This is a genomic window from Veillonella sp. DNF00869, from assembly GCF_001553345.1.
Lineage (GTDB): Bacteria > Bacillota > Negativicutes > Veillonellales > Veillonellaceae > F0422.
Genome location: NZ_KQ960771.1, coordinates 145,382 through 159,598 on the forward strand (window position 1 = coordinate 145,382; position 14,217 = coordinate 159,598).

The window sequence follows — 14,217 nt, forward strand, 5'->3', positions numbered from 1 at the left end:
CTGTGTATAAAGTGTTATTAAGAATAGAGAAAGAAATTAATCATATATTATATAAAAATTATTCTTAAAATGTCGTAATGGAGCATTGGCATACTTTTTAGAGTAGAAAAAGATTATCAATAACAGATATAATAAAAGTAATTTGAATTTATTTCTCAAAAAAATGTATAATTTTGAGTTTAGGAGGAGGTTGCCAATGACAAGGAAAGGTGAATCAACAAAGAAATACCTTATGCTTTCCTGTGCCATTGCTACATGGATTGGGGGCGCAAGTTTTCTAGTTCCAACAGTAGCGCATGCAGAAGGGTCTGTATATGTAACAGCGAATCGTGCACAAGAAGAGGCTAAGTATAATTCGCAACAAGTACAAATTATTACTAAAAAAGATATCGAAGCTAAGCAGGCTAAGTCTGCGGAAGATATTGTATTTAGTGAAACAGGTGTAAGCCGTACTGTGGATGCCATGGGTCGTGTTGGTGTATCCATTCGTGGGGCAGAGCCTCGTCATACCCTAATCTTGGTAGATGGTCAACCTGTAATGGGTGACCTATCGAAATATCAAGGTGCTGGTGATGAGTTACAACGTCTTGGCACTGAAAACTTAGATCATATTGAAATTGTACAAGGTGCAGCGAGCGCTAAATATGGTTCCGATGCTATGGGTGGTGTCATTAATGTGATTACTAACAAGCCACGCAATAAAGCGGGTCTTCAGTTAAATGTAGAAGGCATCCGTGAGCGAGGTGACGGCAACAGTACACCAGCTACGAACGTCTTTGTCCGTGCCGATTCTGGTAAAATGGGCAAAGTAAAAGTAAATATCTTTGGCAGCAAACGAGATATTATGCCTATTTATGCTAGTGAAAGACCTAGAGCAGATTGTCTAGGAGCTGATGATACGGTAGACCATGGGTTCCTTAAAAACTCCTTGCGTTACTATGGTACAAATGCGAATGTAGGTGTGGCTAGTATTATAGATGTGAAAGATAATCAAACGATCAGCATGAAGCTAGATCGTTATCGTGAAGATTTAGAGCGCTATGTGAAAAATAGTGATTCTTTCATGGTCCCACAAATGCATTACAAACGTGATTTAAATCGTAATACTATGAACTTAACTTACGAAGGTAGAGACGATGTATCCAACTGGAAAGCGGAAGTTAACTATACTCGTACCAATGAAAACGATTTAACGTTGAGCAGTGACTATGGTAAAAGCACCTATGAAGGTAAAAACACTTTAGAATACACAGATAATATTGACCACAGACAATGGAACTTTGGCATTTCTGGAGATATTCAAGCCAACGACAATCACCTAGTATCTTATGGTGTTGGCATGTCTCGTGAAACAGGTACAGGTAGCCGTTTGAAAAATGCACCGCATACCTATGTACGTGATATAGATCCATGGGATTACGATAAGAGTCTATCTGTAGACCGAAATGGTGTTCCAAAATCTAACATTTATGACTATTCTTTTGGTAAGAATAAAGATGGTATCATCGAACGAAATAAAGAAAAAGAGTGGTACAACACAGATAAATCCAATGCAAACAGTAAAGTACCTGAGTTTACCTATGAAGATTTCTTGAATTATAAAGAGAAGTTGACGGAAGGAGATCCTGCAGCCGCTAGAACATGGATTAATGGAGTTAACCCTAATACATTAGAAAAAAAATACCCTGAAGCATATAAAAAATACTTAGAATTTGCCAATACACTAAAAGAAATTAATAGAGCAGATTTGATTGAGTTTAATAAAAAGCAAACTAGTAATAGTGATAAAGTAGATCTCGACTCAAGATATGATGTAGCATATTTACCATTGTATTATTATGATAATACAGTTAAACCAAAAGTTAGTGAAGTCCTTAAGCTAAACGGTGCTACTTTCAAAGAAGAAGCTAACAAACGTATCAATAAACAAACGGTCGGTACTGGTACTATTAATAAACAATACCTATTTATACAAGATACTTGGCAATTAAACAAGAACACAATCTTAAATCCAATTGCTCGCTTTGACCATAGCAGCTTGTTTGGATCTAATTTATCTTTCAATATGGGCGTAACGCATAATTTGAATGGCAATACACATCGCCGTTTGAAAGCTAACGTGGGTAGTAGCTATGTAGAACCAGGTATGGGTGAATTATTCTATAACTGGCAAATGTTCCCATCCCATATTACGGCATTTAGTTTAAATGGTGGTGAAGCTCGTCTTGGTTGGTATTGGCAAGGTAATCCTAACTTAAAACCTGAAAAATCCATTAACTTTGACGTATCTATTGAAGGTGAAAATAAAAATACCTACAGTAAATTGACTGTATTCAGAAATAATATAGATAATTATATTACTGCTTATAATACAGGACATATCTTAGACTTCCATACAGATTTGAATGAAAATACAGAACGAGGAATTTATAAATTCTTATATGCTCCAGATATGATTTACAGCTTTAAAAATATTGGTAAAGCAGAGATTACTGGTCTTGAATGGGAATTAAAACAAAAACTTTCCAATAAATGGAAAGCTCGTTTAGGCTATACCTATTTACATGCTATCAACAAGAGTAATCCAGATATGCCACGTCAATTGTTAGACAAACCGACTCACAAAATTGGTATTGGCGTAGATTACGAAGATGAAAAAACAGGTTGGTCTGGTAGCCTCTGGAGTGATTACTACATCAATATGTTAGATAGTAACTCCGTATCTGGTGGTGGCGGATATATGACATCAGGTACAGCCTATGAAAGAGATCCAATTACAAAAGCTATTGTACTTGATCCTGTTACAAGAAAAGCTAAGAAAATAGAAGGTAAATCTGAAATTTCTTACTCTGGATCTGACCGTCGTACTAGCGATATGTATGAACGTAAAACATATGGCATTTGGAATATGATCGTTCAAAAGAAAATCAATAAAGATTCCCGTGTGTACTTCGGTATCAATAACATTTTTGACCATCGTGATGATGATCGTGCTCTTTCTACACGCCAATTCCGTATGGGTATTAACTTGAAATTTGGTAGCGATGCTAATACAGGTAGTGGTCAACCGAATACGGCTACAGTAGAAGTAAAAACACGAGTGATGGATCCAATGGATTCTTTCATTCACCGTGATTTCGATGAAAATAAACCAGAAGGTGTGTCTTTCGTTGGCGATTACAGAAACCGTTGGGATAGCCATTTAGGCTTTGACCGCCCAACTAGTCGTGTAACAGCGACTAGCTATATTGACAATGATGCGGTAGAAAACCTTCGAGATACAGATAATCATGGATTTACATCCCGCGTTCGTGCTGGCGTAGATGCTCGTATTGGTAAAGATGTGGATGTGCGTGTTGTAGCTAGCGCTAGTGGTCAAGCTGGTGTAGATACAGATCATCATGTTACAGTGACAAAAGGCTTTAACCATCAACGGATTGATGAAGCGACGATAACAAAGCATACTAACAAATGGGATATCACTGCAGGTCGCATGACAGAGCCAATGGGCGTCACTGGATATTGGTTTGGAAAAGAATACGATGGTATTCGTGGTGTTTGGACAGATGATACGAAACAAGTTCGTGTCGGCTATGGTGATTTCTCACATAGCACAGGTGTAACAGATTCTGCCTATACACATGCTATTTATAACGCATTTAAACGAGCTCCAACTGTTGATGAATTTATGGGAGTTAAAACTAGCTCAGGTGGCGGTAATGAAGAGCTTAATATTGAAAATGCTGGTAATACCATTGGATTCCATAAACAGCTAGAAGTCATAAAAGAAGACGAGAAAAAAGCAGTCGAAGCAGCTACAGATGTTATTAATAATGCGGGAGAAGAAATAAACTCTAAAATTGATGAGATAACTAATGAATTAAATACATTTAAAGAGTCTAATGCTTACAAGGAATATAACGATAAAAAACTTGTTTTAGATGATAAGATTAGTAAAATTAACGATGAGATTGCAGATGGAGATCCTGAAATTGGAGATAACCCACTACCGGAAGAAAAATTTAATGCATTGCTTGAAAAAAGCAAAGAATTAGATAAAGAGAAGTCAGATTTAAAAGTAAAATACAAATCTGTGATTGATGAAGAAAATAGATTTATTAGTAAACGTAACGATTTAGAGGCTAGTAAAGAAGATAGTAAAGAAGCAAAAAGAAATGAAATACGTAAGCCATTTATAGACAAACAATTTGAAGTTTTAAAACGAATGACTGATTTAGCTAATCAAGGATATAGTGATGCTTTATCAGAAAAAAATAAACTTAGAATTGAGATTCCTGAAGTCAAATTACCAGTATTAGAAAATGGCAATATGGATAAAAAAGTTTCTGTAGATCCAACTGGCTCTTTAAGTGATAAAGATAAAGCATTATTTGATATACCGTTAAATACTCCAGGGTTATTAGATAATGGCGGTATAACATACCTATCAAAATGGTTTGATACTAATAAAGATAAAATAGCTACTATTTATAAATCAGCTACAAATGAATCTATTGTACTTGATAATCAGGTGATGAGTAACTTAAAAGAGCGCTTTATTTATGAAAATATTTATAAAGAACATTCTGGTCAACGTGGACTGTTAACAGGAACTTCTAATGCATATTCAAGAATGTTAGTATCATTTTTTGATAATATGAGAAAAACTTTAACAGAAGCTGACCACTACAGTAAACTTCCTCGTGAAGCTTTAGGCAATGCGACAGGCAAAGTCATTCCAACGGAAGGTGTTATTATCCAACGTGATGTAATTCCTGCTGTTAAACGTGCTGGTTTTATCCAATATCGTCAACAAGTAAATAATAAATTAGGTGTCACAGCTTGGTACTTACGCTCTACAGGCCATGAAAATCATACTGTACATTATACAAGCGATAACGGAAATGAGTCTCGCAGCTTTGGTCGTTTAGCGAATGTATTTGGTTTAGGCTTAAAATACCAAATTGGTGATAATACAGCTGTATCTTTCGACTATGGTCAAAATAGAACAGACTTCGGTCGCTATATGAATGGTGGAAGTATCTATCAATCTACAGCAGGTAAAGTATATGATAATCCAGCAGGTAATCCTCAATTTGAATTGAAAGGTCATAGAACAGGTGGTACTCCACACTTCTGGGCACTTCGTTTTGATGTAGGTCAATCTGATTACTACCGTCCTGGTAGCTGGAATGCATTTATTGACTACAAATACTTCGGACATGGTGCTTTCTTAGGTGGTAATGGCACAGGAGCTGTACCAGATCGTTACTTAGATGGTATTCGTAGCTTCACATTAGGTGGTGGATATGTACCAGCGAAAGATTTCTTAGTAGAAGCATTCTACACATTCGATGCAAAAGGTATTGGACAACGTGATACATTATACGGTGGAGAAAACTTTAAATTAGGTAACTACACTCGTATCCAAGGTACGTACAAATTCTAAGATAAAGGAATAGAAATCTTATAGATGTTGGACTATACCTGTGTATAACTTCATAGGAAGATAGACAGGCATTCAGTACATAATGATATACCATAGAGGATAGTTAACGATGCAAGTTAGCTATCCTCTATTACTATGCTATGTGTACTAGTATGGGAACAAAGGATTGCGAGCTATCTAAAGGTATGGGTCATTCTCTGTGTATCCAAAAATATATTGTGATATAAAAACTACATTGTGATTAAAGATTGCATTGAGATGCAAAAATTATCTATTATAGAATAAAAGTTACATCGAAATGCAAAAAGTAATTTATTTAAAATAAAGATTGCAATCAAATGCAATCTTAGTTAAAATTATAATAAAGATTACATTGTAATGTATTTTTGCAATATACTGAGAGTATGGATAACACTTTCATTGTATTGAAGGGTATCACAAATGATAGAGGAGTAGACATGAAGTTAATTAATAGGGAAAAGTACATACAGTTTCTGAGAAATCACAGAGAAAAACGTGTTATAAAAATTGTGTCTGGCGTGCGTAGATGTGGTAAATCAACTTTATTTTATCTCTTTCAACAAGAGTTACTACAAGAAGGGGTAAATGAAAATCAAATCATCGCTATTAACTTTGAAGATTTGGAATACAGGGACTTAACGGATTATATACGGTTGTATGAATACATAAAATCCAAAATAATTCCTAATCAACAAATGTATATATTTTTGGATGAGGTCCAACATGTGCAAGGGTTCGAACGTGTGGTAGATAGTTTCTATATTAAAGATAATGTAGATATCTATATTACCGGATCTAATGCGTACTTTATGTCTTCAGAAATAGCTACATTATTAGCGGGTCGATATGTTCAGCTAGATATGTTACCTTTATCATTTAAAGAGTTTGTTGAAGCACACAAAGAGACAACGAATCTATCTTTGAATGGTTTGTATCGTCTATTTGTAGCGCAAAGTGGTTTCCCAGGGACACTAGAATATGCTGGTCATGATGAAATGCTACATACCTATTTAGAAGGTATAGTCAATTCTGTAGTGTTGAAAGATGTTATGACACGCTTAAAGGGAAGCGATATTTTAATATTAGAAAGTATTATTCGGTATATTGCTGCCAACGTGGGAAGTTTATTAACACCTAAGAAGATAGCTGATTCTCTTACTAGTATGGGAAGAAAGGTAGATAGTCGTACTGTAGAAAGGTACATAGCAGCACTGAGAGATGCATTGTTAATTTATGAAGCGTCTAGATTTGATGTGCGAGGGAAAGAACTGCTTAGATTATATTCTAAATTTTATTTAGTTGATCCTGGGCTGAGAAGATTTTTCGTACCTAATACAGGACGAGATACAGGTCACATTCTTGAAAATGTGGTGTATTTAGAATTATTGCGCCGAGGCTATACGGTTCATGTCGGTATCCTAAAAAATGGTGAAATAGATTTTGTAGCTCAGAAACATGGACTATTTGAGTATTATCAAGTGAGTCAAAGTGTGTTAGACCCTACCACATTAGACAGAGAACTAACGCCTTTATTTGAGGTGAAAGACTATCATCCGAAATTTTTGCTTACTTTGGATGAGATTAATAGCAATGCATCTTATGAGGGAATACAACAAAAAAATGTGATAGAATGGCTATTGGAATAGGGATTTTAAATATGGAATAAACGTATTAGAATATACGTTATATAGGGGTGACAAGTGAAAGAAACAGTAACAAAAGAAGTACAAGAATCAACAGGTGTGATTCGTTATATTTGGATTGTATTAGGTGCTATTAGCTTTGGCTTAGGTTCGTTGGGAATTGTATTACCTTTATTGCCAACGGTACCGTTTTATTTATTCGCCGTATTTTGTTTTGCTAGAGGTTCTAAACGATTCCATGAGAAGTTTGTAAACTCTAAGCTTTATGCAAATTATGTAGAACCTTTTAAGAATAAAAGTGGCATGCCACTTCGTACTAAGATTAATATCTTAGTGTCCGTATCGATTTTATTGGGTATTGGAGCTTATGGTATGCGTAATATGCCTGTAGCATTGTATATTATGGGAGCCGTGTGGATCGGTCATGTCATTGCCCTTGCATTTATTGTGAAAACGGCGCCACCTGATGCTAAAGCAGAGCAATAGTTATTTTAGTAGTAGTGCAACTTTATCATGTTTGTATTTTACTGAATATGATGTACACATACAGATAGAATAGTTGTATTAGCCAAATCATGAATGAATGCTCATCGTGATTTGGCTTTTATTGTATTGTGCTTATGTGGTATAGTAGTAGCAACCATAAAGATGCCTAAAGATAACCTAGTCATTGGGTGTATTGATAGAAGTTATTTTACAAGATCTTTAGCTACCATACATAGTGAGTATGACAATCTATTCGTTAAGAATGATTCGACATACTAGATATGATATGCTCTGACTGTGAAAATAAATAATGGTAGCACTATATGGATGTGTATATGTATAGATTATAATTAGGAGCGGAATATTATGAATTCAAAACAACAACAAGGCCCTATACAAGGAGATCGATGTGGTATCTGCGTTCCTATTGTAGGACCGACAGTAGAGGATATACTTTCACAGGTGCAAGAGGCAGTGAAAGCAAAGGTGGACCTCATCGAATTGCGCCCAGATATGTGGATGAAGGGTTCTCATCTGCATGAAGAAGAGTACATACCAACAATAGTAAACTTGGTAGAAGAAGTGCACTCCAGATATGAAAAAATGTCGATATTGTTTACATGGCGCACCTTAGCTGAGGGTGGAGAAACGTCCTTAAGTAACGAGAATTACGGTAACCTATTACAAGCAATTGTGGATCAAAATGTAGTAGATGCTGTGGATGTGGAATTATTTACCTATACAGACACAATCGGCCAAATTATCAAAGAAGCTCATCATCAAGGGATTCAAACAGTAATGAGTTATCATAATTTCCACAAAACCTTGAATAGAGATACATTGCATCTCTATGCAGAACGTATGATATCAGCAGGAGCTGCAGTGATTAAGTTTGCCTTGATGCCAACAACGAGTGATGATGTACTTTCAGTGTTACAATTTACAAAGGAGTTAACTGAACGGTATCCACAATTGCCACGGATTACTATGTCTATGGGAAAATTAGGACAGATGACACGGACTTGCGGCCATGTGTTTGGAAATTGTTTGACCTTTGGTACACTGGGACAAGCATCAGCACCTGGACAGGTAGAGGTAGCGGTTTTAAAGCAACTAGTATAAGGCAAAAATCAACGTGATAGTAAAATTGTTTTATAATTACTATACTATGGAATCAAGAAGATTATTTCTGCTATTCTGCATGGTAAGGAGTAGATATTGAGATTATTCGTTTTCATGCGGAGTAGTTACGTAGCTATAGGGAGCACTTATGCGATTATTCACTTTTATGCTTAGTAGATATATATCTATAGGGAGTATCTATAGGTTATACAGGATACTCCTATAAAAATTATAGAAAATTGTTATTATTCAGTAGACAAATGTATTTTAGTGTGATAAGATTTGATACATAATTTAATACTCGCCTAACAAACCGATGAGGTGGAGATAAAAATAGAACGTGCACTTCCAGAGAGTGGGGGGTAGCTGAGAGCCCCGCAGAACGCAGTCTATTAAATGGACCACCGAGGGTATGGGGAACGGACAATGTGTCCTAGTATAGCATAACGTGTCATGAGCGTTAATCGTGAGGGATATGATAGTATCCTGCAAAGGGGAATGCATGCATTCAAACAAGGTGGTACCGCGATTTATATGAATCTTTCTGCGCATTTGTGCAGTTATTTAGCATATGAACTCGTCCTTGACATTTACGTCTAGGGCGAGTTTTTTTATTGCAGGAGGAATTATGAAACCATCAATAGAAACGGTAAAACAATTAGGACAGGGATTTGATATCGTACCGGTCTATGTAGAATTATTATCGGATATTCGTACACCTATTTCTGTATTGAAAGCGTTAAAAAAGATGAGCGCTCATACATTCTTATTGGAAAGTGCAGATAACACCCATCACTGGGGGCGATATTCTTTCTTAGGTTATAATCCATTGTTAGAAGTAACATGCAAAAACCATATGATGACGATCAAAGGAGATATGATACGTACGTTTACATGTCATAATCCAGCAGAAGAAATTCGAAACATCTTGGGTCAATATAAAAGCCCTAGAGTAGAAGCATTGCCAACTTTCACAGGTGGATTTGTGGGATACTTCGCCTATGAATACATACGTTACATTGAGCCTACCTTAGATCAACATATTAGTGATACAGATACGAGTATGGTGAACGATGTAGATCTTATGCTCTTCGATAAAGTCATTGCGTTCGACCATTATAAAAATAAAATCTATATCATCGGTCATGTACGTACAGACGATATTGAACGTAATTACGAGCGTACCCAATTGGAATTGCAAGCCTTAGCAGACCTAGTGAAAGAAGGCGAAGAGGCTCAAATCGAGCGAGGTGTATTAGAAAGTGAATTCACCTCGGAGTTTACTTCCGAAGAATACCAAGAAGTAGTACGAAAAACACAACATTACATCACGGAAGGAGATATCTTTCAAGCCGTCGTATCCAATCGTAGAGAAGCAAAATTCAAAGGAAGTTTACTCAATGCTTATCGTGTACTAAGAACGATGAATCCATCTCCGTATATGTTCTATATGAGTGGTAAGTCTGTAGAATTAACGGGAGCTTCACCGGAAACATTGGTGAAATTGCAAGATAGAAGCGTCTATACATTCCCAATTGCGGGCACATTGCCACGGGGCAAGAATGAAGAGGAAGATAGAGCGCAAGAGGCTAAGTTAAGCAAAGATGAAAAAGAATTAGCAGAACATAATATGCTCGTCGATTTAGGACGTAACGACATTGGTAAAGTCTGTGAGTTCGGGTCCGTCCAAGTAGAAGCGTTACATCAATTACAACGGTTCTCTCACGTGATTCATTTAACGAGTACTGTGAAAGGAACATTAAGAGAAGAGTTTGATGCCTTAGATGCTATCGGTGCTACTTTACCGGCAGGCACTTTATCGGGGGCTCCTAAAATTCGTGCCATTCAGATTTTACAAGAATTAGAGAAAAGTCCTCGTGGTGTCTACGGTGGTGCTGTAGGATACTTAGATTTCTCCGGAAATATGGATGTGTGTATTGGTATCCGCATGGCCATGGCAAAAGATGGTCGGGTATTCGTTCGTTCCGGCGGTGGCATTGTGCGAGATAGTGTGCCTGTGAATGAGTATAATGAAACTATCCACAAAGCACAATCTATGGTAACGGCTATCACATTGGCACAGGAGGTGTAACATGGTATTACTTATCGATCATTACGATAGTTTCTCTTTTAACATTTATCAATTAATTGGCTCGCTAGTAAAAGATATTAAGGTAATCCGCAGTGATGAAATGACAGTGAAAGAAATTCAAGAGCTTTCACCTGAGTGCGTCATCCTTTCACCAGGCACGGGCAGACCAAAAGATGCAGGTGTGTATGAAGAATTGCTGGAAATATGCCAAGGTGAGTTTCCTATCTTGGGCATTTGCTTGGGCCATCAAGCCATGGGCGAAGTGTTCGGCGCCACTGTGGGATATGCGAAAGAAGTCATGCATGGCAAACAAAGCGTAGCTACCCAATGTTATCCATCCATATTATGGAAAGATATTCCTCAAGAGTTCCCCGTAGCGCGGTATCATTCCTTAGCAGTTTTGGAAGATACCCTAGGAGATGAACTAGTAGTAACGGCTCGTACGGAAGATGGAGAAATCATGGCCATGGAACATAGAACACATCCGATTTACGGAGTGCAATTCCATCCAGAGTCTATTTTGACACCGCAAGGAACACAAATGGTTAAGAATTTCTTGGAATATCATAAGATTATATAAGGGAGATATAGAGTATGATTCAACAAGCAATACGCCTTGTCACAGAGGGACAAGATATGCCATATGAAGTGGCAAAAGCAACGATGAACGCTATTATGAGTGGAGACGTACAGGAAGTGCCTATGGCTGCTTTTTTAGGTGGTTTACAAGCAAAGGGACCTAGCGTTACAGAGATTACCGCCTTTGCGGAAGTCATGCGAGAAAAAGCCGGCTCTGTGCCACATGACAATACAGTGGTAGAAATCGTAGGTACCGGTGGAGATGGTAGTAGTACTTTCAACATTTCTACGACATCTGCCATCCTACTAGCTGCAGCGGGAGTTCCTATCGCTAAACATGGGAATCGTAGCGTATCTAGTAAATGTGGCGCCGCTGATGTGCTAGAAGCATTGGGTGTGAAACTAGAACTCAATGGAGAGCAGAATAAAAAAGTGTTAGAAGAAGCAAATATTTGCTTTATGTTTGCTCCGGTATATCATGAAGCGATGAAATACGCAGGTCCTGTACGAAAATCTATGGGGGTCAGAACCGTATTTAATATCTTGGGACCTTTGGCAAACCCAGCAGGTGCAACGGTAGAACTGATGGGTGTATACGATCGGTCCTTAGTGGAACCATTGGCACAGGTTTTATCTAACTTAGGTGTTCATCGTGGTGCTGTCGTATATGGTAGCGATGGGCTAGATGAAATTACAGCAACCGGAACAACGACAGTGTGCGAAATCAATCATGGTACGTTCAAGACCTATGAATTAGATCCTAAGGACTATGGATTTGACTGCGCCACACCAGATGAACTTGTAGGTGGTGACGCAAAAGTTAATGCAGAGATTACACGTACACTATTAGAAGGCAAAGATAGAAGCGGTCGTGCTACCGCTGTGATTTTAAATGCGGGCATGGCATACTACTTAGCCAAAGAGGGAACGGTAACCTTAGAGAATGCTTTTAAAACGGTGCAAGAGTTATTGTATTCTGGTGTTGGAGCAAAGGCACTTTTAAAATTTGTGAAAGCATCACAAAATGCTTAATAGGCCGTGATTGTCAATATATTTATAAAGCGGGAGATATCCTTTAGGAATAGTAGATTCTAAAACGTATTTAGGTATTTTGGTAACTAAATAGTACAAATATAGTAATTCCTACCCATATCATTTAGATATATGAATGCTACGGAAAGTGTTTTGGCATATACATACTATGATAATAAGGTTATTCCAGAATAATAGGATAGAAATAGTTATGATATTAGATAAGATTGTAGCAGCTACTGAAAAACGGGTCTATGACGCAAAAGATAATTTACCCTTGTCAGAGTTGCAACAGCAAGTAGAAAGAATGCCTATTACGAAGGATTTTCTTTTTGAACAGGCATTACAAGAATTAGATTTTAATTTTATATGTGAAGTGAAAAAAGCGTCTCCATCAAAAGGGATAATTGCAGAAGATTTTCCCTATTTAGAGATAGCCAAGGAGTACGAAATGGCAGGGGCGGCTGCTATTTCCGTGTTGACAGAACCAGATTTCTTTTTAGGTAGCCCGCAATATTTACAAGAAATTGCTGAAGCGGTACATATTCCTGTATTACGGAAGGACTTTATTATCGATGAATATCAAATCTATGAAGAAAAATTGTGGGGTGCCTCAGCTATATTACTCATAGCCGCTATCTTGAATGATGAAACAATGGCACGCTTTCATAAGTTGGCAGATAGTTTGGGTCTATCTTGTTTGGTAGAAGCTCACGATGAAACGGAAGTATTGCGAGCAGTGAATATAGGGGCCCGCATCATTGGGGTCAATAACCGAAATTTAAAAGATTTTACGGTGGACGTGAACAATAGCATTCGCCTACGAAAGCTAGTGGATGATTCAGTGATTTTCGTTTCTGAAAGTGGCCTAGATACAGCCGCAGATATCCAACGGTTACGAGACAACAAGATTCACGCTGCACTTATGGGTGAAAGCTTTATGCGAACTAACGATAAAGTTGCTAAATTAGCTGAATTGTATGGACCTATCAGATCGAAATGTTATATACATAATAATACAGAACGAGACAGGTTAGGAACAGAAGATACATCTAACATAGAGGTACCAAGTGCACCAACAGTAGATGAAGCTACTCAATCTAGTTATGAGGTTAAGGTCAAATTTTGTGGCATATCCCAAGAAGATACAGTTCCTGTATTACTGGAGACACAACCAGACTATGTGGGGTTCATCTTTGCACCCAGCAAACGACAAGTGACGGTAGAACAAGCCAAATCTATTACGAGAAGTTTGCAAGATAGCGTACACACTACAAGCGGTAACAAATGCTGCTCACGGGTAGGCGTATTTGTGAATGAAACGATACCTACTATTGTAGAGATTACAAAGGCAGTACCACTTTCAGTAGTGCAATTACATGGAGATGAAACTGTAACATATATTGAAACATTACGGAGCCAATTACGGGAAGAACAATTAGAATCCATTGAGATTTGGAAAGCTATACAAGTGCAAGGTAAAGAAGATATCTTGCCATGGAAACAAGCTCCCATCGATGGACTGGTGGTAGATGCCTATTCAAAGGAAGAACGTGGAGGCACTGGTAAGACTATTGATTGGTCATTGCTTGATGATGTGCAGGTTCCATACTACCTAGCAGGCGGTATAGGGCTACACAATGTAGCTCGTGCCATTCGTCGACTACAGCCTTATGGGCTCGACATGAGTAGTAGTCTAGAGACAAATGGGCAAAAAGATGTGAAGAAAATAAAATCTATGGCACAGATTATTAAAACAGTAACAAATAGATGCTAAGAAAATGAAAACTATG

Annotated in this window: 8 protein-coding genes; all 8 read left to right on the forward strand. The window is 37.5% G+C overall.

Translation table 11 applies throughout. The features are described 5' to 3' along the window. Positions 1-196: 196 nt before the first annotated feature. The 8 genes from HMPREF3032_RS05010 (at position 197) to trpC (ending at position 14,201) form a co-directional block, all read left to right on the forward strand. The gene (locus HMPREF3032_RS05010; RefSeq protein WP_072270766.1) at positions 197-5,449 is read left to right on the forward strand and encodes a TonB-dependent receptor domain-containing protein; all 5,253 of its coding nucleotides are present in this window, start codon (positions 197-199) and stop codon (positions 5,447-5,449) included. 458 nt (positions 5,450-5,907) lie between these two features. After that, positions 5,908-7,116 (forward strand): ATP-binding protein, encoded by a 1,209-nt coding sequence (locus tag HMPREF3032_RS05015; RefSeq protein WP_062402596.1) that lies wholly within the window; start codon positions 5,908-5,910, stop codon positions 7,114-7,116. A 54-nt stretch (positions 7,117-7,170) separates the two neighbouring features. Next, positions 7,171-7,599: a YbaN family protein gene (locus tag HMPREF3032_RS05020; protein ID WP_062402599.1), complete on the forward strand. Its 429-nt coding sequence runs from the start codon at positions 7,171-7,173 to the stop codon at positions 7,597-7,599. Between the two features lie 366 nt (positions 7,600-7,965). After that, positions 7,966-8,721 (forward strand): type I 3-dehydroquinate dehydratase, encoded by a 756-nt coding sequence (gene aroD, locus HMPREF3032_RS05025; RefSeq protein ID WP_062402602.1) that lies wholly within the window; start codon positions 7,966-7,968, stop codon positions 8,719-8,721. A 628-nt stretch (positions 8,722-9,349) separates the two neighbouring features. After that, positions 9,350-10,813: an anthranilate synthase component I family protein gene (locus HMPREF3032_RS05030; RefSeq protein ID WP_156439344.1), complete on the forward strand. Its 1,464-nt coding sequence runs from the start codon at positions 9,350-9,352 to the stop codon at positions 10,811-10,813. Position 10,814: 1 nt separating this feature from the next. Continuing rightward, complete coding sequence (locus HMPREF3032_RS05035) at positions 10,815-11,393, forward strand: anthranilate synthase component II (protein WP_062402605.1); 579 nt, start codon at positions 10,815-10,817, stop codon at positions 11,391-11,393. Between the two features lie 14 nt (positions 11,394-11,407). Next, positions 11,408-12,424: an anthranilate phosphoribosyltransferase gene (gene trpD / locus HMPREF3032_RS05040; RefSeq protein WP_062402608.1), complete on the forward strand. Its 1,017-nt coding sequence runs from the start codon at positions 11,408-11,410 to the stop codon at positions 12,422-12,424. Positions 12,425-12,635: 211 nt separating this feature from the next. After that, positions 12,636-14,201, forward strand: coding sequence for an indole-3-glycerol phosphate synthase TrpC (gene trpC / locus HMPREF3032_RS05045; protein WP_062402611.1), 1,566 nt, complete (start codon positions 12,636-12,638; stop codon positions 14,199-14,201). Positions 14,202-14,217: the final 16 nt, after the last annotated feature.